The 23560-nt window shown below is 49.4% G+C and carries 19 protein-coding genes and 1 tRNA gene; 11 read left to right on the top strand and 9 right to left on the bottom strand.

Translation table 11 applies throughout. The features are described 5' to 3' along the window. Positions 1-74 precede the first annotated feature (74 nt). Positions 75-1220 (bottom strand): sulfate ABC transporter substrate-binding protein, encoded by a 1146-nt coding sequence (locus AC1S5B_RS11880; protein ID WP_482035885.1) that lies wholly within the window; start codon positions 1218-1220, stop codon positions 75-77. 384 nt (positions 1221-1604) lie between these two features. Here AC1S5B_RS11880 and AC1S5B_RS11885 point away from each other — a divergent pair, with 384 nt between their 5' ends. From AC1S5B_RS11885 to AC1S5B_RS11895, 3 genes are all read left to right on the top strand, one after another. After that, complete coding sequence (locus AC1S5B_RS11885) at positions 1605-1823, top strand: hypothetical protein (RefSeq protein ID WP_482035886.1); 219 nt, start codon at positions 1605-1607, stop codon at positions 1821-1823. Positions 1824-1829: 6 nt separating this feature from the next. Then, positions 1830-2990: an 8-amino-7-oxononanoate synthase gene (gene bioF, locus AC1S5B_RS11890; RefSeq protein ID WP_482035887.1), complete on the top strand. Its 1161-nt coding sequence runs from the start codon at positions 1830-1832 to the stop codon at positions 2988-2990. A 66-nt stretch (positions 2991-3056) separates the two neighbouring features. Beyond that, positions 3057-3129: transfer RNA gene (locus tag AC1S5B_RS11895), tRNA-Arg, on the top strand. A gap of 83 nt (positions 3130-3212) precedes the next feature. On the opposite strand, the gene AC1S5B_RS11900 is transcribed toward AC1S5B_RS11895, so the two are convergent. The 3 genes from AC1S5B_RS11900 to crtR all read right to left on the bottom strand — a co-directional run bounded on the left by AC1S5B_RS11900 (position 3213) and on the right by crtR (position 7083). Continuing rightward, positions 3213-5267 (bottom strand): DUF3747 domain-containing protein, encoded by a 2055-nt coding sequence (locus AC1S5B_RS11900; RefSeq protein WP_482035888.1) that lies wholly within the window; start codon positions 5265-5267, stop codon positions 3213-3215. A gap of 121 nt (positions 5268-5388) precedes the next feature. Beyond that, positions 5389-5949 carry an NUDIX hydrolase gene (locus AC1S5B_RS11905; protein WP_482035889.1) on the bottom strand — a complete coding sequence of 187 codons (561 nt, stop codon included), beginning with the start codon at positions 5947-5949 and terminating at the stop codon, positions 5389-5391. 120 nt (positions 5950-6069) lie between these two features. Continuing rightward, positions 6070-7083, bottom strand: a complete 1014-nt coding sequence (crtR, locus tag AC1S5B_RS11910) for a beta-carotene hydroxylase (protein WP_482035890.1) — start codon at positions 7081-7083, stop codon at positions 6070-6072. A 264-nt stretch (positions 7084-7347) separates the two neighbouring features. Here crtR and AC1S5B_RS11915 point away from each other — a divergent pair, with 264 nt between their 5' ends. Further along, a complete protein-coding gene (locus AC1S5B_RS11915) occupies positions 7348-8166 on the top strand; it encodes a COP23 domain-containing protein (RefSeq protein ID WP_482035891.1) in 819 nt (272 codons plus the stop codon). Positions 8167-8203: 37 nt separating this feature from the next. On the opposite strand, the gene AC1S5B_RS11920 is transcribed toward AC1S5B_RS11915, so the two are convergent. Together AC1S5B_RS11920 and AC1S5B_RS11925 are read right to left on the bottom strand one after the other, a co-directional pair. Further along, positions 8204-9427, bottom strand: a complete 1224-nt coding sequence (locus AC1S5B_RS11920) for a DUF790 family protein (RefSeq protein WP_482035892.1) — start codon at positions 9425-9427, stop codon at positions 8204-8206. A gap of 77 nt (positions 9428-9504) precedes the next feature. Beyond that, positions 9505-9852: a winged helix-turn-helix transcriptional regulator gene (locus AC1S5B_RS11925; protein WP_482035893.1), complete on the bottom strand. Its 348-nt coding sequence runs from the start codon at positions 9850-9852 to the stop codon at positions 9505-9507. A 108-nt stretch (positions 9853-9960) separates the two neighbouring features. Here AC1S5B_RS11925 and AC1S5B_RS11930 point away from each other — a divergent pair, with 108 nt between their 5' ends. From AC1S5B_RS11930 to AC1S5B_RS11960, 7 genes are all read left to right on the top strand, one after another. Next, positions 9961-10698 (top strand): SDR family oxidoreductase, encoded by a 738-nt coding sequence (locus tag AC1S5B_RS11930; protein WP_482035894.1) that lies wholly within the window; start codon positions 9961-9963, stop codon positions 10696-10698. 54 nt (positions 10699-10752) lie between these two features. Further along, entirely contained in the window at positions 10753-11337 is a 585-nt protein-coding gene (locus AC1S5B_RS11935; protein WP_482035895.1) for a cytochrome b, read from the top strand. Positions 11338-11531: 194 nt separating this feature from the next. Further along, positions 11532-12179 (top strand): NADPH-dependent F420 reductase, encoded by a 648-nt coding sequence (locus AC1S5B_RS11940; RefSeq protein ID WP_482035896.1) that lies wholly within the window; start codon positions 11532-11534, stop codon positions 12177-12179. A 47-nt stretch (positions 12180-12226) separates the two neighbouring features. After that, entirely contained in the window at positions 12227-13267 is a 1041-nt protein-coding gene (locus AC1S5B_RS11945) for a cysteine hydrolase family protein (RefSeq protein ID WP_482035897.1), read from the top strand. Between the two features lie 168 nt (positions 13268-13435). After that, the gene (gene mgsA, locus AC1S5B_RS11950) at positions 13436-14719 is read left to right on the top strand and encodes a methylglyoxal synthase (protein ID WP_482035898.1); all 1284 of its coding nucleotides are present in this window, start codon (positions 13436-13438) and stop codon (positions 14717-14719) included. Positions 14720-14933: 214 nt separating this feature from the next. Beyond that, positions 14934-15155, top strand: a complete 222-nt coding sequence (locus tag AC1S5B_RS11955; RefSeq protein ID WP_482035899.1) for a hypothetical protein — start codon at positions 14934-14936, stop codon at positions 15153-15155. 20 nt (positions 15156-15175) lie between these two features. Beyond that, positions 15176-16504, top strand: a complete 1329-nt coding sequence (locus AC1S5B_RS11960) for an AAA family ATPase (protein WP_482035900.1) — start codon at positions 15176-15178, stop codon at positions 16502-16504. A gap of 154 nt (positions 16505-16658) precedes the next feature. Here the strand turns inward: AC1S5B_RS11960 and AC1S5B_RS11965 are convergent, their stop codons facing one another. The 3 genes from AC1S5B_RS11965 to AC1S5B_RS11975 all read right to left on the bottom strand — a co-directional run bounded on the left by AC1S5B_RS11965 (position 16659) and on the right by AC1S5B_RS11975 (position 23165). Then, entirely contained in the window at positions 16659-16913 is a 255-nt protein-coding gene (locus tag AC1S5B_RS11965) for a hypothetical protein (protein ID WP_482035901.1), read from the bottom strand. An 82-nt stretch (positions 16914-16995) separates the two neighbouring features. Next, positions 16996-19035 carry a potassium channel family protein gene (locus AC1S5B_RS11970; protein ID WP_482035902.1) on the bottom strand — a complete coding sequence of 680 codons (2040 nt, stop codon included), beginning with the start codon at positions 19033-19035 and terminating at the stop codon, positions 16996-16998. A 131-nt stretch (positions 19036-19166) separates the two neighbouring features. Beyond that, positions 19167-23165, bottom strand: a complete 3999-nt coding sequence (locus tag AC1S5B_RS11975; protein WP_482035903.1) for a magnesium chelatase subunit H — start codon at positions 23163-23165, stop codon at positions 19167-19169. Between the last annotated feature and the right edge of the window lie 395 nt (positions 23166-23560).

Below are 23560 nucleotides of genomic sequence, written 5' to 3' on the forward strand. Positions count from 1 at the left end.
ATGCTCCATCTGTCGTACGATGGAGCATTAAAAATTAAAAGATAGATGCTGACTAACGCGATCGTTTTATCTGGTTAACGGGAGTAAATTTTGTCAAAAACACCGCCATCGTTAAAAAATTTCGTTTGCACCGAATCCCAGCCGCCAAACTCCGAAACAGTGTAGAGCTTGCCTACCTTGGGAAATTTGCCACCGACTTGCTTCGCGACAGCAGCATTGACCGGACGAAACCCAACTGCGGCAAACTCGCGTTGAGCCTCTGGGGTGAACAAGAACTTGGCAAAGGCTTCAGACACTGCCCGAGTGCCACGCTTATCCACGTTTTTATCAACCACCGCGATCGGGTTGTCAATCGAAATATTCACCGAAGGAATGACATAAGGGGATTTGCTGCCCAATTGTTTTTGTTCCAGAAGTACTTCATTTTCGTAGTTAAGCAGTACATCACCCTGCCCTTTCTTAAAAAAGATGTCGCTTGCTTCTCGCGCATCTTTGGGCAATACGGGGGCATTTTTATAAACCCTGCTAACAAAATCTCGCGCCTTTGCATCGCTGCCGCCTGTTTCAGTCACCGATCCCCACAATCCTAGAAAATTCCATCGGGCACCGCCAGAAGTTTTAGGATTTGCGGTTACCACCTTTACACCTGCGTTATCTAAATCTTGCCAGGTTTTAATCTTTTTGGGATTGCCTGGACGGGTGACGATCGCCACCACCGATTTCGTCACGATGGAATTGTTTGGCAGTTCTTTTTCCCAACCTGCTCTAATTAAGCCACCCTTTTGCAGCTTTTGAGTATCTGCACCCAGTGCCAATGCTGTTACATCCGCTTCTAGCCCATCCAGAATCGCCCGTGTTTGAGATCCAGAACCGCCATAACTCGTTCTGATTACGACATCTTGACCCTTTTCTTTTTTCCATTTAGCCACAAACCTAGGAATAATTTTGTCGTAAGCGGCTTTGGTGACGGCATAGGAAACCAACAAGATTTCTTGTCTAGGTTTTTGGCTAATCAATTGAGATGGTTGGCTGCGAGCCGGAGCGTTTGCAGTAAAACTGGTGGAAAGGGCGGGAATCGCACTGCCCAGACCTAACCCACTGGCAAGCAACACGGCGGTGAACCGAACAGGATTGTGACGCAAAAACGGTGCTAATTTTGCAGCGACTGGAACATCTGATGGTTGCTGAGATGAATTGGGTGGGAAATTGGAGTGTTGCATAAACCTGGGAACCTTGTCGAGATATCGGATTATCAACAGTATCCATATCGGAATACTGTTGATTAATGAATAATTATGAGATTGACACATGAAATGAATAAGATCAATAGTTTTTTCAGGCAAATATCTAAATCTCTATCGAATTAGTGATGTTAAATGGATGAATAGTTGATAACGACGCAAGTCAGCCATGTTGGATGGAGATGGATGACTAAATCGTCAGCGTGTTGCAAATAACGGATGTGCTGCTTAACGGAACGGAGCGATGGAAGTATGATGAACACAGGTAATAGACTTACTGCGATAGCTCCATGAAGACGCAACAAGGCAACTTTCCAGTTAAATTATTTCCGCGCAATCAATCGCTATGAAGGGAGATAAACCATGCCGTTAGAACGACGATTGTCTCGCGATATGTTTGCAGTGGGGGAACTAGTGGCACTGCGTCAACCTTGTTTTACGATGGGACGCTTTTTTGAGCCGGGAAAATATTTGGTTGGTGAATTGCCAGACACCGCGTTTGAGATGGGGTTGGTGGATAAACTACCGCCAGTGCGAGGTAATAACGCAGAAGTTCAAGACGCTCCAAAGGCTGATCAATAACCAACAGTGAGCGATTCTTATAGCTGGATAGATGAGACGTTAAATGCGATTCATCGAGCGAATTGGTATCGATCGCCCAAGCCCCTCGCGGGTCGTGCGGGTGCAGTTATGCGGCTAGACGGGCAATCAGTGATCAACTTTGCCAGCAATGATTATCTAGGCTTGGCAGGAGATGAGCGATTGATCCAAGCGGCGATCGCGGCAACTAAAGAATATGGTACGGGCAGTACTGGATCACGATTGATTACGGGACATCGCCAACTGCATCGAGATTTAGAACAAGCGATCGCCCAGCTAAAACGAACCGAAGACGCGATCGTTTTTAGCTCTGGTTATTTAGCAAATTTGGGCGCGATCGCCGCCTTGGTCGGCAAACGCGATCTGATCTTGTCGGATCAATACAATCACTCCAGTCTGCGAAATGGTGCCGTTCTCAGCGGTGCAACCCTGCGAGATTATGCCCATTGCAACGTAGAAAATGTGCGGGAAATTTTGCAACAACAGCGCGATCGCCATCGTCGCTGCTTGATTCTCACGGATAGCATCTTTAGCATGGATGGCGACCTCTGCCCCTTGCCCCAATTGCTCGACCTAGCCGACGAATTTGACAGTATGCTGCTGGTCGATGAGGCTCATGCCACAGGCGTTCTCGGCGCGAATGGCTCCGGTAGCGTTGACCATTTTGGCTGCACTGGGCGACCCTTGATTCAAATGGGCACCCTCAGCAAAGCCCTTGGGAGTCTCGGCGGTTATGTCGCAGGTTCCGCATCCCTGATCGACTTTCTGCGAAACCGCGCCGCTAGCTGGATTTATACAACTGGTCTGTCTCCCGCTGACACGGGGGCAGCTTTAGCAGCAATTCGCATACTTGCCCATGATCACGATTCTCTCAAAACCCTGTGGCAAAATGTGAACTGGCTCAAACAAAACCTCAATCACCAGTTAAGCGTCCTGCTTCCCTCCCACTCCCCCATCATTTGCCTCCAAGTCGATCGCCCTTCTACGGTTCTTCAAATCAGCAACGCACTCCTCAAACAGGGTTTGTTTGTGCCTGCCATTCGCCCGCCAACCGTGCCCACTAGCCGCCTCCGCATTACTATCATGGCAACTCACAAGTTGACCCAGCTTGAACAATTGGTTGAATCACTGCATCAGCTTTTCTCTTAGCCAATGATATTGCTTGTAAACTTAAACATGGGTTGTTGATTTCATCATGTTATACTCACAGCACGAGGGCATGTAGCTCAGTGGATAGAGCATCAGGTTCCGGTCCTGAGGGTCGGGGGTTCGAGTCCCTCCATGCTCGTTGAGGTTTAGGCGGAGTGCAGATCGAAAAGTTGATCCGCGCTCCGCATTTACTATGGCAGGTCACTAATTTCTGCCAATCTGTCATGGCAGCGCCGAGGTGCTGACTGAGCGGTGTTGAGCCGTGAGCATTGCTTGAAGTGAGGGAGCTTGGACAACATAAGCATTAAATGTTGATGATGCCGTGCTTTTCACAAATGGAAACGGATTCTGTTTCGCAGTTCCTAAAAATACATCAATGTGATTGCCTTTGATGGCACTGCCCACATCACCAGCATAGAAATAACCATCATGCACTGCGCGATCGCCCGAAGGCAAAGTGACCGATATTCCTCGCGCTTCTGGAATATAAACCACCGAACCAATGGGAATTAAGCTTCGATCCACTGCGATCGTCCGGTAGGGAACGAGATTGCCACCCACGCCCTCTCCATATTGGGTATTGGAACGTTGAAAGCGTACCCGATTCGTAGCGCCAATATTCTTCAAAGTTGGGTAGTAAGTAGCGCAATTCACCTGGTCTATATCGCCCCGTCCGGCATAGTTATAAACACCCAAAAGGTTTTGACCGCTGCTCACCTGTACACTGCCTTCCAATGCCGCCGCGCACCAGTCTCGTTCCGACAATGACACCCCCAAGCTATTTCCTGTCGGGTCAAGTAATGGGTAGCCGTTGCTTTGGTTTTCTGCCTGATGCGTGGTGTAGTAGGTTGCCCACATCGATAAATTTTGTGAGCTAGTGAGTGAGTTGGGTTCTGGAAGATTAAAGGCGTTGAGAGTATTGCCTGCTGACGGAAACAATATGTTAGGGGAAGCACTCGCGATTAATGGATTAGGCGCGATCGGAGTGGTTGCAGTAGCCCCAGTGGAGATAATCTGCGCTTGTAGATTTTGCAGCTTTAATTGTTGTTGCAATGATTCGGCAGTGGCGCGATCGCGAAATAAACCCACCTGCATCATCGTCTGACCGTTGTAAGAAGTCCGAAAAGCGCTTGGAATAATCTGTTTTACTTGCGTCTGCCGTTCTGGAGTGACAGCATTCACAATCACTCGATAGCTTAAACTCCCAAAACTTGAACCATTCATTGGCACATAGGATTGAGGCGGAAACCCAGTAGAAGGCGCAGGGGGAACTGGATTAAAAGGAGAATTAGCAGGGTTCTCTGGCGCAACAGTGGGGACAACAAAATTTTGTGTGGGCGATGGAGCCACTGCACCAGAAGGACTTGAACTGGGTTGAGCGATCGGATTGGTAGGCGTTGGTAGCGGCTCAACTGGAAAAGGCGATGAAGGATTAGCAAACCCAGGCTCCGCTGGTGGCATGGGCAATGAAGGCGTAGCGGAAGTAGGCGCTACGGGTTGAATAGGGGCTACGGGTTGAATAGGCGGTGCGGAGATTGGATAGCTGCTCGGCTGAGGGTTAGGAGACACGGACTCGACTTTAGGGGGTTGGGCTGGCATCACAACTGGAGCAGGCATTGCAGGCATTGGCGCAGGCACCCCCGGCTGAAGTGGGGCTGTTTGTGGCAGCGGCAAGACTTGCTGAAGCGGCACTGATTTTTTGGCGACTTCACCTAAAGATTGGTCATTGATTAGATAGATATGTCCTACGTTTTTACCCTGAAACGATCGCCGTGCTAGCCGCCAACCCGGATCAAGATTAATTTTGGCAAATCCTTCAGTGATGCCATTGGTTCTGCCAATCTCAAAAAATCCAATCTCTTTGTCCACTAGGGAAAATCCAATCAAAACGAGGTCGTTGCTTTTCCGCACAATTCGTAGATTGTAGCGACCTGCCAGGTCTTGCCCAGCAACTCTCACAGAGTAGCTATTGCTATCGGTGCCCCGTCCGCAAATTCCAGTAAAGTCAAACTCTAGCAGCAGCGGTTCGACTAAGGTGGGGTTGCTTCCAGCTTCTTGCCAGCAGAGGCGACGATCGTTTAATTGCTCTAATATCAGCAGCCGATGATTGCCACCTTTTGTTCCAAGAGGCGCGGCAATCACAATCAGCCGATTCTGCTCATTAATTTCCGTGTGGTCAAATTGCGCTGCCAACACAGAACTTGGATGTCCGGTGCTTATCACCCCAATTACTGCCCCAATTAGCGCTCCCTGCCAGCCAAATATCCGTTTCATCATGTTTCAGCGTCCAAATTTCCTTGCAATGATAGTCTGACCCGGTGAATTTCATTCGCGTGGTTCTGCTGACGTGCAGAAGAAAGAAAAGTTGCTTAGCTATTTTAGGCGGCTGAGAAAGCTCCTAGTGCGTGAAGTTGGGGTTTAACGCCAGGGCGATCGCGGTCAATGCCCCCAATACTACGACTTCACCGTGTTGGACTGCCTCAATCACTTGCATCGGCGGCATTAATACAACTTCCATTTCTTCTAAATCGCCCGAATTGGGTTCCGCAACTTGGTAAGCGTTTTTAGCCACAAAAATATAGCCTTGGCTGCATCGATAGTTTGCACTGGTGACAAAAGGACAAACTAACTGCCAATCCTCGGCTTCATATCCAGTTTCTTCCAATAATTCTCGTTGAGCCGCTGCTAACGGGGTTTCCCCTGCTGCCAAACCACCCCCCGGCAAGGTCAGGCTAACGCGACCTGCCCCATGCTTATATTGCCGCAATAAAATCACTTCACCGGTGGGAAGCTGAACAAACACAATCACATAGTCTTGTAGCTGAAGGTGATAGTAGTCTGAAACCACTCGACCATCGGGCAGTTGAACTTCTTCCACCGAAAGCGTCAGCCAGGGTAGAGCCTCAAATATGATCTTTGTGCTGAGGGTTTTCCAGGGTTCAAGCGATCGCGGCGGCATAGGCTAAACAAATTTCAATCTCGCAGAGCATTTTAGTGTAGTTTCGAGCCAGATTATTAGATTGCGCCCTGGCAGCGTTTGTCAGAGTGTCTCTAGATGCAAAGGATGGGTGCGATCGCTTTATTCGTCGATCGCAACACCTACCAGCAACTTCCGCTCATCTTCGGGCAATGAAATCACTTCTACAGTATCGACCGCTGCGGCGATCTCGATTGCATTTAACGAAGACATCGCTCCCAGCGTTTCTTCCGGTGGGTGAGGTTTGTGCAGACGAATCCCTAGAAACACATCGTAGACAAACCCAAATAAATCTTTAGTGGTTTGTAAAATGCCCAAAGATTGGTGAGCGCCTTTTTCATCGAGCAATGGCTTGGATTGATAGTAGGCGCGTTCGTAGTAATACCAAGGAATCGATGGCCACAGGTGATGAATCAGGTGATAGTTTTGCCCCATGATTAGCCAGTTCATGATGGAGTTGGGGTAAACCCGCGCGTTCTTCCAGCGATTGCGCTCTTGAAAAGGGCGATGGGGCAAGTAGTCGAAGAATAAGCCTAGGGCTAAGCCAACGATCGCCAATGGGACAAACCAAAAGTTAAAAATGTAGCCAATAAAGTCATAGCGGCAGCCTAAGTAAATGACCACTGCAACGACAATTCGGGCAATTAACCATTCCAAAAGCTCATATTTTCGCCAAAGCCTGCGCTTGAAAAAATAAATCTCGTGGTACATGAAGCGAGCGTTAATTAGCCATAGCGGTCCAAACGTAGACACTACATGATCGGGATCATTTTCCGGATCGTTCACATTGGCGTGATGCTGCATGTGTACCCGCGTAAACACAGGAAAGGAAAAGCCCAGCATCAACGCGCTCCCATGTCCCAAAATGGCATTGACCACACGGTTCCGATGAGCAACATTATGGCAAGCATCATGAATCACCGTACCAACCATGTGTAAGGCAAGGACATTCATGACAAAACAACACCAGTCTGCCCAATGCCAACGAAAGAAACCTATGGTAGAAACTACCGCGATCGCGATCGCCACAAGGAACATGAGCAATGTGGGATTAAAATCGCCTGGTGCACCCATTAACTCCCTTGGTGCGGTCAGGGGCTTGATTGCCTCCGACATCTATCTCTTACTCCTTTTAGCCACATGGCGTAGTATACGCTACCTAGCGGTTCAAAATAAAGTTTTGTAAAAGCTACTCATAAAGAATAGTTAGGATTGTTGAATAAAAGTTCCTACTTTCGCCATTGAGCTATCCAATGTTACTTGAGCCTTGGGAACTTTTATTTGCTTGAGTCGTCTGCTTTTGTACTGTCTTGCTGAATAGCAATTTATCAAACCACTGAGCATTCATATTTTAAGTGTTCATATTTAGGGAATCCTACAATGCTGACTCAAACTTATAAAATCGCCGTCGCAGTTTTAGGAATAGGGGTGTTAATGGGCGGTGAAGCTGCAACCGCGATCGCGCTTCCCACAACCCTCAGTCAACTCCCCACAAGCACCTCAGACGATGTCATTGTAGAGACTGAGAATTCCCGTGGTAATCCCTCTACGGGCACTCCCACTAGAATTCCCACCGGGACGCCTACTAGCAACCCCAGCGGTGCCCTCAGTGGAACTCGCTTTAGCTGTCAGATTGTGAATGGGCAGTATACCGTGATGTATCAGCCTCAAAGCCAACCGGGACAGATGTACCCTTGGGCAGTGCCTAGCAACATGGGCGGCGGCTGGAACCCAACCAAGCGCTGTGGGGAAATTAGCCGACGATTGGAACAGTATCGTCCTGATGGGCTGATCGATATGCAAACGGCGATGGAAAATGGCTACAGCACCGTTTGTGTAACCACTCAGCGGGTTTCAGGCTGTCGGATTGTGTTGACGGTTCCCCCAGGGCAAGATGCGACGGTGATCCGCGATCGCGTGTTTCAAAACCTGACCGTTGCCGATAGCGGACAGCAAACCCAAGGCGTAAACACTTTTGTAAATGGTGGATCGGGTGGATCGGGCGGCTGGATTGGCGAAGCAGCACGAATGCTCAACATTAATATTCCGGGGCTAGGAAATTCTCAAGCTACTGCGACCTCCAACGCAATTAACCTGCGTCCTTTCCTCGATCGCGCGGATGGCGGCACAGGCACCTACTTGAGAAGATCTGCGGCAACCACTCCAGGAAGACGTTTGAACCCTAATCGATTTCGGTAACCATTTTCGGTAACTATCTAACTAATGTCGTGATTCGTCATTCTTTATCCACCACTTCCAGCACCGCTTTAGGACTCAACTGATCCTTAAACCAGATTAACCGAGCTGGGGTTTGGCTAAAGTTGACTCCGGCTTTTTCTAAGTTGAGCCGTTCCGAGATTGCCAGCACCAAATCATCTCGCCCGGATTGCTGCACTTGATAAAACTTTTTTTGCAGATATTCGGGTCGCCAGTAGCCAACGATTTCTAGCAGGAAGCTGCGCCCATCGGGATGAACTAACCGAAAATCGGGAATCATAACGCTGCCAGGAATCGGGATTAGATCCACTTCTCGCTCTAGCTGCCAATCGGTTTTCGTTTTCGCCCAGCGATCGACAAATCCCGCTTCTAGCATACTGTCGTAGGGTTTGCCGGGGGGATAGTGGGTGACCAAGCCACAGGCTGCATCCAGGCTGAAGCGTCCTTGGCGGGTTTTGCCAGAGTAAGCATCTTTTTGTTGGAGGGTGGCGGTCAGGTTCCACTTAGTTACATGCAGCAAAGCGGGAAGCATCATTGCTAGTTTCAACCCATAGCGAGTGCTGGGTTTAAATAAGCTGGTGGGACCATCAATGGTGAGGGTGAAGCCGTGGTCTGCGTCGCCTTCAATGTATGTCATCAGTCCAAATAATTTTAAGTAGCGAAACAGCAGTTTATATTCACCGGGATCATTGCGATGAGCATTCAGGGTGATGTGGCTGGCGCGATAAAAGATGCCCTGAGCTTGGGAGAGGTTATAGCGATGCAGCAAGGCTTCTGGGGTCGGAGGTTCAAAGCTGATCAGAATTTGGTTGTCAGATAAATCGGCATAGAGTCCCGCTTGAATTTGGCTGGTCAACACTTCATGCCCCAGTTCTTGAGTCAGGGCATCGGCAAGCTGTTGAAGGGTGGCGCTGGTGGCGATCGCGCTAGCCGGAGCTTGAGCCGCGATCTCAAATACTCGTTGTCGCAAGGTTGCAGGATCAAGTGGACTGACGGTTTCAAAGGTGCTGAAGGCATCGGCGCTGAGGAGGTGAGCCAATCCACGTTTAATCCGATAGTCCGTATCTTCGCCTTCGAGTTCTTGCAGTTGACGGTTCAGTTCACCCCTCGTGCCGCCTTTTGCCTCCTGAAACTGGTGGATCAAATCTGTTGCGATCGCCAAATTTGCCGCATTGATCGCCAGCCGCTTTGGCACCACCGTTTCGCCACTATAGCGATGAATTAATAAATCACTCGGCAACATAACAGGTCATTCCAATTCACCAAAATTCTCACCCGAACCAATTATGGTAATTTCTACTAAAACTGCTTACAATAGTTTCATGTCGCCGATTTTTCTCCATGCTCTATCCATTTCAAATGCGTTTGCCCCCAATCGCAGAGAGGCTGCAACACGGGAATAATACTTTTTCCGTAGGCTGTGAATGAGTATTCAACTCTCAGAGGGACGGCTGATTGAACCGTTCGACTGACGATTGTATCTTTCTCCAATTCTCGAAGCTGCTGTATCAACATTTTCTCACTGATTTCAGGAATGAGTCGTTTGAGTTCACTGAAGCGTTTTGCTCCATCTTTCAAATGCCACAGAATTAAAAGTTTCCATTTTCCCCCCAATACTTTGAGGGTTGCTTGTACGAAAATAGTGCCTTGGGGCGGTTCTACTGCCACTGATCTTTCCTCCTGATTCCCTTAGGAAACTTACAAAAAAGTAAGTACTTCCCAAAAAATAAGCGGAAGCCTATCCTACTGTAGACGTGTATTCACAAGGAATCCAAAATGCAACTTGAAGGCGCAATTGCCCTTGTCACCGGAGCAAATGGCGGTATCGGCAAGTATTATGTGGAGGCGCTACGAGCAGCAGGAGTCTCTCGGATCTATGCAGGTGCCAGAAACCCTAACTCTTTGGCTGATCTTACAGCCATTGACTCCCAGCGAATTATCCCGATCGCCCTGGATATTATCGATGAGCAGTCTGTGATTGCGGCAGCTAGCGAGTGCACAGATGTGAATTTGCTGATTAACAATGCTGGAATTGGATTGCTGAAAGGATTAATTTCTGCGGCGGATCTTTCGAGTGCGCGAGCAGAAATGGAGGTCAATTATTTTGGCACCTTGACCATGTGTCGGGCGTTTGCTCCCGTGTTGAAAGCCAATGGTGGCGGCGCGATCGTCAATATGTTGAGTATCCTAGGAAAAGTTAATTTTCCCATGAATGCGTCCTATAGTGCTTCCAAAGCCGCCGCCATTTTAATGACTCAGGGCGTTCGGGCAGAATTGGCAGCACAAGGCACGCTGGTTGTTGGGGTGATGCCTGCTACCGTAGACACGGAAGTGAGTAGAAACTTTCCCCCGCCTAAAGTTGCGCCAGAAGTGGTGGTGCGGGAAGCGTTGCAAGCCGCGATCGATGGAGTTGAGGATATTTATCCGGGCGAACAAGCCACGGAGATGGCAGCGCAGCTACTCAAAGATCCAAAAGCACTCGAAAAGATGATGGCAACGATGTTGCCCAACTAATCATCTTCAGCCAGAACCGACCATCATGAGGCGAAATCAAGGGAGAAACCTAGTATGAGTTCATTGCAGACTGCACTTAAGAAGCCAAGGCTCAACTCTGCTTTCCAACGGTTGATGTCAGTTCACTGGTGGATGGCGGGCTGTTATCTAGTTTTATTTGTTGTCGGCACGTCTATGGCACAGATGCCCAGAAATGACTTTCGAGACATCCTCTACGACTTTCATAAATCGATCGGGGTGCTGACGATGGCGCTTTTGACTTGGCGCATTCTGACCTTGCTCCAAGTAGTGCGGAAGAAGTATACAAAACGGCTGCCTAAGTTTTCTCCGCAATGGCTCAAGAATTTTGCACTGCATACGCTAATGTACATCTTTATGTGGGCAGTCCCGATTGCAGGGTTTCTCCTTTCTAATTCTTTTCGAGCCAATGGGGTTAAGTTTTTTGGACTCGTGCTACCCGATATTTTTCCGCAGAATGCGGAAATGGTTGAAGTCGGACGGGCACTTCATTTCTGGCTTTCCTACACATTCCTAGCAGTCATCGTGCTGCATTTAATCGTTCAGTGGAAAGTTGCTAAAGCCAACTGGCGAAGGTTTAAAGGATTCATCGAAGCAAGAATCAATATGCAAAGAAACTGAACTTCCCAGTATTTCTAACACTGGGAAGTGTGGCAAAATCCGGTATTTTATCGGTTCACTTGTCGAACACAATTTACTCCAGGAAATTATGATATCGGTTTTGGTAACTATTGCGATCGCCATTGCGGGTTATTTAACAAGTCAATCAAGGTCAATTAACCCCTTGAAAACCAAATGAAAAATAAGGGCGACAAATGAGAATTGGGATTGTCGGATCGGGAAATATGGGCGGCGGTTTGGGGAAACTCTGGGCTAAAGCTGGGCATCAGGTGATCTTTTCCTATTCCAGAGATGAGAACAAGCTTCGCCAACTGGCTGTATTAGCCGGACAAACGGCAAGTTTTGGCACCCCCGCAGAGGCAGTTGCCCACAGTGAAGTGGTCTTGCTGGCTGTAGGATTGCCTGCATTAGAAGAGGTGATTCACACGGTTGGTTCTTTGGATGGGAAAGTTATTATCACTTGCGTGAGTGGGTTACAACCGGACTTCACCGGACAAACGATTGGGCTAGCGACGGAACTAAAAAACTCTGTTGCGGAGAGAATCCAACAGCTTGCACCCCATGCCAAGGTGGTCGAAGCATTTAACATTACTTTTGCAGAAGTCATTGGTTCAGAATCCAGGCAATTTGGCAGCGATCGCCCCAGTGTTTTCTACTGCGGCGACGATTCAGACGCTAAAAAGATTGCGGCGGATTTAGTGGAAGACTGTGGTTATGAAGCAGTAGACGCAGGCTCATTGATCGTGGCTCGGTCTTTGGAGACACTAGCGACTGCCTGGGTGCAGTTTTCTGTTGCCAGCCAGTTGTTTCCGAATCTTGGACTGAAAGCACTGCGACGTTAAGCCCAGAAAAAACAATCCTCAATCCTTTCAATTACTGGAGTTGCCCGATGACTCAGGCTCAATTGCCCATTCCAACCCACTTTGATCCGCAGACTGTAAAAGATATTTGGCGAGTGCCCTATGGCGATCGCGCGGTTCAGGCGGCACAGTGGGCACGGCAGCACAGTCTTCAGCCTGCGGCAGCGGATAAAACACGGATCTGTCTACTGGCGATCGATGTGCAAAATACCTTTTGTATTCCCGATTTTGAGCTATTTGTCGGTGGACAGTCGGGCATGGGCGCAGTGGATGACAGCAGGCGACTGTGTGAGTTTATCTATCGCAATTTGGGCGTGATTACTCAAATCACACCGACGATGGATACTCACACGGCAATGCAGATTTTCCATCCGATTTTTTGGGTGAATGCAGCCGGGGGAAATCCAACTCCAGCCGCCACGATGATCACTTTTGAAGATGTGCAGCAGGGCCTTTGGCGAGTCAATCCCGCGATCGCGCCCAGCCTCGCCAAAGGTAACCTGGAAGCCTTGCAGAGCCATGCTCTGCACTACACTAAAAAGCTAACGGATGCAGGCAAATACCCCCTGACCGTGTGGCCCTATCATTCCATGCTGGGCGGCATTGGACACGCGATCGTCTCAGCCGTAGAAGAGGCGATGTTTTTTCACGCCATCGCCCGCAGTAGCCAAACCCAATTTGAACTGAAGGGCAGCCATCCGTTAACCGAAAATTACTCAGTCTTGCGTCCAGAAGTAATGGAGAACATGGAGGGCGGCATCTTGGCGCAGAAAAATACATCCCTGATTCAAACCCTGCTGGAGTTTGATGCGGTGATTGTGGCAGGTCAGGCGAAAAGTCACTGTGTTGCCTGGACGATCGCCGATTTACTGACAGAGATTCAAGTATTTGATCCTGCCTTAGCCAGCAAAGTGTATTTGCTGGAAGATTGCACCTCGCCCGTAGTGGTTCCCGGTGTGATTGACTTCACCGAGCAAGCGGATGCGGCTTACCAACGGTTTACCAAAGCCGGGATGCATTTGGTTCAATCTACCGACGCGATCGCAGATTGGGACGGCATTACACTTTAAGAGCCTTGTGCCTGCCTCGTAAAACTTTGAGCAACCCCAAGGAATTGACCTTACGCAAGGACAGCACGGTTGAGTAAGTTTTGTCCTTAGAAACCTCTTAACTGCTGCTTCCATGCCGTATCATTTGCACAGCGTATTAATTAATTTACGGTTCGCTACAAAGCTGCTATGTCTTCAACTATCGCCCTGATCGCTCACGACTCTAGAAAAGACGATATCGTCAGTTTTGCCACAACTTACGCTCCGGTGCTAGCGCGTTATCGTCTGATTGCCACGGGTGCTACGGGTCAGCGAATTCAAGCTGCAACTGGGTTGCCCATTGAAACCAAGCTGGCAGGCCCTTCAGGAGGGGACACACAGATTGCTTCAGAAATCTGTGATGGAAATGTGATGACAGTTATTTTTCTGGTCGATCCGCTGTATGCTCAGCCCCACGAGCCAGACATTCAAGCATTGCTGCGGGTTTGCAATGTGCATAATGTACCTCTTGCAACTAATCTCAGCACGGCTGAGGCAATTATCAGCCGGTTGGCAAAAAGCCAAGTTGCTCATCTGATTTACAATCCGGTTGCGGGTCAAGGAACGGGCGAGCAAGATTTAGATTTGATTCGGCAACTGCTGCAACCTCACATGAGCTTACATGTTCACCTGACTACGGCAGAAATAAATCCCGAAGAATTGGTTTGTGAGGCGATCGCTGCCAATGCCGATATAGTGATTGCATCTGGCGGCGATGGAACCGTTTCCGCTGTTGCTGGAGCCTTGATTGGCACTGGTATTTCGTTAGGCGTGATTCCTCGTGGTACTGCCAATGCGTTTGCGGCTGCCCTGGGTATTCCTCGTGTTTTACCCATTCGTGCCGCTTGCCAGGTGATTTTGGCAGGACAAACCCGCATGATCGATGCTGCTCGCTGTAATGGGTTGCCCATGATCTTGCTGGCGGGCGTAGGCTATGAAGCAGAGACCGTAGATTTAGCGAGCCGCGAATTAAAAAATCAGTGGGGCGCAATGGCCTATATGATGGCAGGCTGGCAAATGTTAGGGGTTCAAGAACCCTTTGATGCAGAAATTGAAGCGGAGGGAGAAACCTATCACGTTCAGGCATCTGCAATTACGGTGGCGAATGCTGCACCGCCGACCTCGGTTTTGGCACAAGGAGCCGGACAGGTGATCTATGATGATGGACTGCTAGACGTTACCATTGCTACTAGCGAAACAAAGATGCAAGCAGTCACCACGATGGTAAAAATGCTGGGGTCTGCATTGGTGGGAGCCGATGCTCAACAGCAAAATGTTCTCCATGGACGAGCTAAAGACATTAAAATCACGACGACCCCCCCGCAAAAAGTGGTTGTGGATGGAGAAGTCATTGGGACGACACCGATTCATTTGGAGTGTATTCCCAATGGATTAACTGTCTTAGCACCTAGCGGTGGCGGACTTTTAGGCTAGTAGTCAGAACGCGATCGCGGTTTTTTGCCCTGTGAACCCTATTTACTTTAAGATTTAGCCTCCTTCTAGAGATGCATTCAATAGCGCGCTTCCATCCAGCATAAAAGGCGCGACCGCTGGCATTTTTAGATCGCTGGAATTTTTAACAGTTTCGTCCCGTCAGATTCATCCCGTTTGAACTCACTTTTACCCCCATCCTGACTTTCCACTTGCTATGACCCTTTCCAAAGCTGAAATAAAACACCTATTTGAACGCCTCATCTTTGAAGAAATCGATCCTCATGATTGGGTAGAAGATGTCTGGGGTTTAAGCCCCTTATTGGGCGACAGTGCCGCTAAACTACTAGAAGCGTTTGAAGCGGTAATTGAATGTTGCCCTGACGAACCCTTAGAACATCTTGTTTTGACCCACTTGCCGCTGGATGAGTCTATCTAGCTAACATTTTTCTCTGTGCCATGAGTTTTTATATTTCTCCTCGCTTCATCGATAAGCTATCGGTTCACATCACAAAGAACTATTTGAATTTACCCAATGTGAAAGTGCCCTTGATTTTGGGTGTTCACGGGCGCAAAGGTGAAGGAAAATCCTTCCAGTGCGATTTGGTATTTGAGCGGATGGGCATCAGTGTGGTGCATATGTCTGCTGGAGAGTTGGAAAGCCCCGATGCGGGTGATCCTGCCCGTCTGGTTCGGTTGCGCTATCGAGAAGCCGCCGAGATGGTGAAAGTGCGGGGCAAAATGGCAGTGCTGATGATTAATGATATTGATGCTGGAGCCGGACGAGTTGATCAATATACTCAGTACACCGTGAATACTCAACTGGTGAACGGCACGTTGATGAATATTGCCGATAATCCGACGAACGTACAACTTCCCGGCAGCTATGATTCTGAACAGATTCAACGAATTCCGATCATTGTGACGGGGAATGATTTTGCCACCCTCTACGCTCCGTTGGTTCGAGATGGGCGGATGGATAAGTTTTTCTGGGAGCCAGACCGGGACGATCGCATTGGCATTGTCGGCGGCATTTTTCGGGCAGATCAACTGGCTAAACACGATATCGAAACCTTGGTGGATACCTTTCCGACTCAATCGATCGACTTTTTTGGTGCCGTGCGATCGCGCCTGTATGATGAGCAAATTCGCCAGTTAATCCACGATGTTGGGCTAGACCGGATTTCTCAGCGGGTAGTCAATAGTGCAGAGCGCCCACCGGAGTTTCACCAGCCCGATTTTAGCCTGCCTCACCTGATTGAAGTGGGCAATGAACTGGTGCAAGAGCAAAAGCGGGTTCAGGAAATGCGGTTGGCAGAAGAATATAACAAATCGCTTTACTTCAACCGGAAGCTAGGCAATACAGACAATAGTAGTGTGCCTAAGAGCGAAACCATTCACGATCGCGACTTCTTTCGCGCCTACGATCCCAACTCGAATAATGGCAACCCGCCCCCGCTGACTCCGCCAGCCGATCCCACTAGCTACGCTGGTCAATCATCCAGTACCATTCTTACCCCAGAGATGGTGTCTGCAATCAACCAAATCTTAGGACAAGGCTATCGGTTGGCGATCGAAACTGTGGATGAGCGCCGCTTTCGCACCGGTTCTTGGAACTGTTACGGCAGCTATGAAGGGGATGGGGCAAACGCAATCGCGGCTCTAGAAACCTGCCTTACGGAATCGCCTAACCAATACGTGCGACTCGTTGGCATTTCATCTCGCGATCGTCGGCGCATAGTAGAAACCATCATTTATCGCCCGACCCCAAAAACCGCTAGTGTTTAGCTAGTCGTTCTTGAAGAACCTGGATTAGGCGATCGCCTGAGAGGGAATCAGGGATGAGTCAAAAAGAAGCAAAATAGTTTAAGCAAATTGAAGCCGCAGCCAACCAGCAAGGCATTGATCCGGTCGCCGATTGTGCCCTGCAAAAAGTTGCGCCTCAAGCATAGTCTTGTTTGCTATGCCCAATCACAGGTTCAATCGCACTGCGGCGTTTGAGCGTGCGTTTGAGTGCGCCCGTCAATTTGCGAATCCCTGCAACGAACACCTCAACCCCAAAGGGATGATGAGTTGTCTCACGAAAGCCCTGGTCCACAAACGCTTGTTTGGGTTTGATCGCCGTGAGTTTCTGGATTTGAGCCAGTGCAAGTTTCAAGGTTGCTCCGCCATAGGGATTGCCATGAAATGCATCCATACCGACAATCCAATTGCTCGAACTGGTTATCAAACTAAATAAAATGGACAAGCGATCGTACATTTTCTACGTTCGTTACTTCTTATCTTTTACTCTGAACAGCTTGGGCGATCGCCTGACATTTCCTTAGTTCTCGCACCAGTCGCAGGGCTTGATGTTGATACAGGGGAACGGGCAAAACGGCAGGGAGTTGACTCATCACTTCACGGGCAAGGTGAATGCCGCAATCAGAAATACGAGCGATCGCGTTAGCTCCATCAAACACAGCATCGTTAGACAGGGCGCGATCGATGTGGACTGTCCAAGTGCGGGGCAGCAATTCGCCTCGCTCCACCCGTTGCAAACTGTCAATCGTTGCCATAACAATCAGGCGATCGCCGATTTCGGTCTTGGCATCATCCAAAGGCATCAGGCGCGCATCTTGGGCAAAGCGTTGATGCAGAATCGGCACCACCCCATAGCCGCAAGCAATGTCTGAGAGCAATCGTCCTTGGAGCGTATCGTCTTGGCTGATGGCATATTCTGTGACTAAAACGGTTTGCTGATTGATTCGCATGAGGCTGAGAATGTTCTCTCCAAAAGCCGCTGCAACATACGCTTCTGCTGCTAAATCGTAGGCGCACAAGACTTTTGCGTAAGGCAACAGGCGATCGACACTGGCGCTAAACCGAGGATCAAATGTGCGGATGACTACCGCGCAGTGTGGATTGATCCGATGAGCCATCAACCCGATTTCCAGGTTTGTCATTTCGTCATCCGTAGCGACTACCACGCTTTTTGCCGTTTCCAAGTTGACCTTGCTCAAACTGGTTGCCAAATCTCCCACCATCAAGGGCATCAGCGGCAATACGGTAGGTTCTAAAGGGGTGTTGCTGATGCCAACTAATGGCTGCTTAATTTGCTGCAAAAAAGTTGCGACCCGTCGCCCAATTCGCCCCAACCCAATTAGAACCACATGATTTTGTTCAGGGATGGCAGGGCGTTTTTTAGGTAGCTGAAACTTTGCAGATAGGAGCGTTTCAGTCAGGAGTGCATAGAGAACGGCGATCGAAGCGGTTCCTGCCAACATATAAGTCAAATTCATCAAGCCCATCCACGGGGGCGTTTCATCGTCTGGCTTGAGAGTCTTAAACACTGCATCGTCGGCTCCTAGTAACATGATCGCCGCCGTGTAGAAAGCTTGGGGAAAATTAACGCGTTGAGCCACTATTAAAATTAGCGTCCCTAGTAAGAGTAGCAACAGCAGCATCACACCCACTATTAAAGCAACCCGCTTGGTCTGCTGTTGAGCGCTAGAACTCCAGAGAGTTGTCACGGTCTGAGACAGTTTTTTTCTAGAAACTCGATCGCGCCATCGGTTCCAAAAGGGAAGTGCGCGTTCTCTTTTCTGAGGATTCTGGATGGTGTTTGGGTTACTTTGCAAACCAAAATTTGCCGAGCTATCGGCGATTTCTACATAGGCGATTTGGTCACCGGGTTGCACTGGGGTATCTGGGTTGAGTTGATGAAACTCTGTGGATGAGGATGTGCCGCTAGAACTGTAGCTGAGGACTCGCCGAGTTTGAGTATTCAGTTCATGTAACGGGCGATAGCTCCAGCGATGATCGCTGGCAATGGGCACTTTGATCACCCGCAACAGGCTTTCTTTTAAGGGAATGAAACCGCGAACTTCGCTATTGAGTGCCGCGATCGCAAATGCAGGAGCCGGAAGTTGAGTGGCTTCAAACGCGACAAAATTTCCTAGTTTTTCTGCCACCAGTTCATTCAAGTTTTCCTTGGCAGAACGCACGATAATTCGTACTTCTGGGTTCAATAACCGCACCTCAAAGGCTGCCTCGATGTTCACCCGCTCGTCACTGGTAACCAGCAACACTGCTCGACAATGTTTGACTCCTGCTTTTTCTAATAAATCCGCTTGGCGACAATCGCCAACCAACAAATCTTCCAGCAGATCTGGAAATTGATGAACTTCCCAATTTAAAGGCTGAGTCAAGGTGATCGCGCTTACGGGCACGCCAAACTCTTTTAGCACCGATACACAAAATTGCCCTAAACTGCCTAACCCGCACACCAAAAACAGCGAATATTGTGAGGGCTGAGGGGAGATGCGATCGACGGACATAAGAATACCAGAGCAGAGTTTGGCTGATTCCCTCCAATATGCCTAGGAAATGGATTGTCGTCCACCCCTTATCATCGTCAAAAAAATAGGGTGAGCATGTGCCCACCCCACAGATTTTAGAGATCTAGAGATTACTCAATTCCTTCAATCCGATCTTCAACTTGTTGATAAAGGTCACGGAGTTTATCGAGGTTTTCCTCGCTGGTTTCCCAGTAGCCGCGCCCATTTGCCTCTAGCAAGGTCGTCACCATTTTGCGGAACGAGTTGGGGTTGAGATCCATCAACCGTTTGCTCATTTCTTCGTCTTTGAAAAACGTGGTGTTGGTGTCTTCATAGACCCAGTTATCCACAGCATCGGCGGTGGCAGACCAGCCCATGGTGTTCACCAGACGCTTCGACAATTCCCGCACGCCTTCATAGCCGTGGGAAAGCATCCCCTCATACCACTTAGGATTGAGCAGTTTTGTCCGCGAGTCGAGGCGCACAGTTTCTGATAAGGTGCGGATTTGGGCGTTGGCGGTGGTGGTGTCTGCCATGTAAGCCGTCGGCTTTTTGCCGTCATCCCGCAGACCCGCAACGATTTTGGTCGGATCAGAATCGTAGTAGTGGGAGACATCGGTGAGGGAAATCTCCGAGGAATCCAGGTTTTGGAAGGTGACATCAGCAGTTTTGAGTGCCGCCTTAAATAGGTCTTCGCTTTGATCCATCATGCCGGGATTATCGGATGAGAACGCGAACCCTTTCCGCGCCAGGTACATGTTTTGCAGTTCCTGTTCGTTTTCCCAGGTGCCGTTTTCCACTGCCAAGTTGATGTTGCTGGAGTAGGAGCCGGAGGCATTGGAGAAGACGCGGGTTGCCGCTTGGCGCAGGTTGATGCCCATGTCCTCGGATTGCTTGAGGGCGTGTTTACGGACGAAGTTCATTTCCAGTGGCTCATCGGCTTCGGCTGCCATTTTGACGGCGCGATCGAGCAGTGCCATTTGGTTAATAAACAAATCACGGAAGACACCGGAGCAGTTGACAACGACATCGATCCGGGGGCGACCCAGTTCTTCCAACGACAATAGCTCTAGCTTGTTAATCCGTCCGAGGGAGTCGGGCATGGGTTTGACTCCAACCATCCAGAGGATTTGGGCAAGGGATTCGCCGTAGGTTTTGATGTTGTCGGTGCCCCAAAGAACGCAGGCGATCGTTTCAGGATAGTTGCCGCCGTTTTCTTGCCGTTGGCGCTCGAGTAGGCGATCGACCACCACTTTTGCCGATCGCACAGCCGCTGCCGTAGGAATGGACTGAGGATCAAGGGCGTGGATGTTTTTGCCAGTGGGTAGCACATCAGGATTACGAATCGGGTCACCACCGGGACCAGGGATAATGTATTGACCATCTAGCCCAACCAGCAGAGCGCCCAGTTCGTTGTCGGCAACGACTTGTTTGAGGCAAAACTGGAGATACTCGAACAGAGGTTTGAGGGGTTCAGAATCAACAGCGGTGTAGCCTGCGGTGTGCAAAGCTTCCACCCAGGGCGCTTTTTTGTTGTTAAACAGATTGCTAAACATCGAGAGTTTGGAGACGCGCCCTTCTTCATCGATTTGGGCGTGAACCATGGCGGCGACAGCACTCCGAACCGACATGTTGATGCTGTTTAGCAGTTCGACATCGCTGAGAACCCCGCGATCGCTATTGGCATAAATCTCATCAATGTTGCGTTCGACGCTATTGGCAATGATTCGTTGCAGACTGAGGATGCTATCTTCTTCGCGATCAAGGCTGGCGATGTTGACCAAGGTGGCGATCGCTTCTTCTGCCGTAGGCGGTTTGCCGATAACATGTAATCCGCAGGGTAGTAGGCGCGATTCAATCTCCATCAGTTTGATGTAGACCTTGCCCACGACGGTATCGCGCTCTTCAGCGGTCAAGTCCCGCGCATCTTTATCGGGCAAAGCCACATCCTTGTCTAAATTCACCACACGGCACTGATCCATGATGGTGTTTGTGATAGACTCGCCCCGCCCCGTATCTTTTAGGGTTTGGTAGGACGCGATCAGTTCACTCAGTTCCTTCAGCCCCTTATACAATCCCGCATTTTCAGCCGGAGGAGTCAGGTAGCTGATGGTTTCGGCATAGCTGCGGCGCTTGGCGATCGTGGCTTCCGAGGGATTATTTGCCGCGTAGTAGTAGAGGTTTGGAATGCTGCCAATCAGGCTATCAGGGAAACACTCATCGGACATGCCGATTTGTTTTCCGGGCATGAATTCCAACGAGCCGTGGGTGCCAAAGTGCAGTACTGCATCCGCTTTCCAGATTTTTTCTAGGTATGTGTAGTAGGCAGCAAACCCATGATGAGGACTGGCGGAACGGGAAAACAGCAGCCGCATTGGGTCGCCTTCATAGCCAAACGTCGGCTGTACACCAATGAAGACGTTGCCGAAGGATTTGCCGTAGATCAACAGGTTTTGCCCGTCGGTGTTGAGGTTGCCCGGAGCCGGTCCCCAAGAGGGAATTAGGCGTTCGTGATAGGGCGTGAGGGCTTCATATTCAGGCACCGACATTTTGTAGGCGATGTTGAGTTCGGGGCTGTTGAACTGAGCCTGAGCATTGTGCAACACTTCCAACATCAGTTTTTCTGCCGATTCGGGTAGCTCTTGTACGTCATAGCCGTTGTCCCGCAGGGATTCCAGTACTTTGTAGATAGAGCCGAACACGTCTAGATAAGCCGCTGTGCCGACGTTGCCCTTATCAGGCGGGAAGCTGAAGACGGTAATGGCAACGCGCTTATGGAGTTTGGGCTTGCGGCGCAGGTTTGCCCAATTCATAGCTCGTTGAGCGATCGCTTCCACTCGATCTTGCAGGGCGATCGCTTTGCCCGTGTTGCCATCCCGTCCAGAGAGAATAATTGGCTCAATCCCACCATCTAGTTCGGGCAGAGCGATTTGCAGCGCCACCTGAATGGGATGCAGCCCCAGTTCGCTATCTTGCCACTCTTCCGTGGTTTGGAAGACCAGCGGCAGCGCCACCATATAGGGACGATTCAGCTTAGTCAACGCTTCGATCGCTTTCGGATGATCTTGTCGTGCCGGACCGCCCACTAGCGCAAAGCCCGTCAGGGAAACAACCACATCGACCAGCGGCGTAGTTTTATGAATTGGATCGTAGAAAAATGCTTCTACAGGCTTGGAGAAATCGAGTCCGCCTGCAAACACGGGCAATACTCGTGCGCCCATCGCCTCTAGTTCAGACACCATCGAAACATAGTGGGCATCATCGCCAGTAACTAGATGCGTCCGTTGTAAAACCAGCCCAATCGTGGGCACAAGCGGATCGCGCATATCGGCGGGAATATCTGAACGGGAGGAAAACCAGTTGAGGTATTCCTTCACGTCTTCATACATCGTGGGTGCAAGGGGATGCCAGATGCCGAGATCGGGATAGGTCACTGGGTCTTGATATTGAAAAATGGGAGCCGCACTTCCGTTGATGCCGACTTCGCCCTTAAACACGTACTTGTCTGCCAGCATTAGCAGGAAGTTCTCCAGGTTTTCTTGAGAACCTCCCAACCAATATTGAAAGCTGAGCATAAAGTTACGCGCATCCTGCGCCTTATCCATGGGCAGATATTTCAGCACTTGAGGCAGGGTGCGAAGCAACTTCAGCATGGCATCTTGAAAGCCTGCGCCTGATTTTTCCTTGCGCTTTTTCATGAAGCTGGCGATCGCGCTTTTGGATTGCCCAATTTGCGCCAAGGAGAAACTTCCCATTTTATTGAGACGCATCACCTGAGGCATGGAGGGGAAGACGACCGAAACATCTAAGCGATCGCGGTAAGGTTCCACCGCTTCCACCACCTTATCTGCCAAATCTTCTAGAAAAATCAATGAGGCGATAAAAATATTGGCTTGAGAAACATCCCGCTTAAAATCGTCGAAATTTGTGGGATCACGAAGTTCCTCAATCAAGTAACCGCTAATTTCAACAGCAATACTCGGATGAGTCTGGTTAATAGAACGAACAGCGGCAGACAGAGCGCTTTGATATTGAGGCTCTAGCACGACATAAACCACCTTCACCAGACTTCTCCCACCGAGGGCTTCGGGTGCAACATGTCTGATGATGGGCTTGACGTGAGTAAACATGCGGTTAGGCTCCTTAAATCATGCGATTGCAAGCAGTCGTCACTAAAGGTCAATGCTAATTATCGAAAGGTTTTCGATTTTGTAACTGCCCAGAACCGAAATGAAAAGCGGGACATTAAACAAAAAAACGAAAACACAATGACAGCGAGAAATCAGACCTTACGTTTTACGTTGCACATCCCTGTTTGTATCAAAAAAGCTTAACTCGTGCGGGTTTGAGCGCTTAACTGACACAATTTGATAAAAAAACAGACATTTTTGTTTACGTTTGTTTACAAAATCCTGAGCAACTGCTCATTAAAGAGTTTGAAAAACTTCATAATTCTCCTTCTAAAAGCTACAAAAGAAAGGCTCAACGCGATGTGCGACTTTCTCAATCCCCCTCACCCTAAGTC

Source organism: Leptolyngbya sp. CALU 1928 (assembly GCF_056784215.1).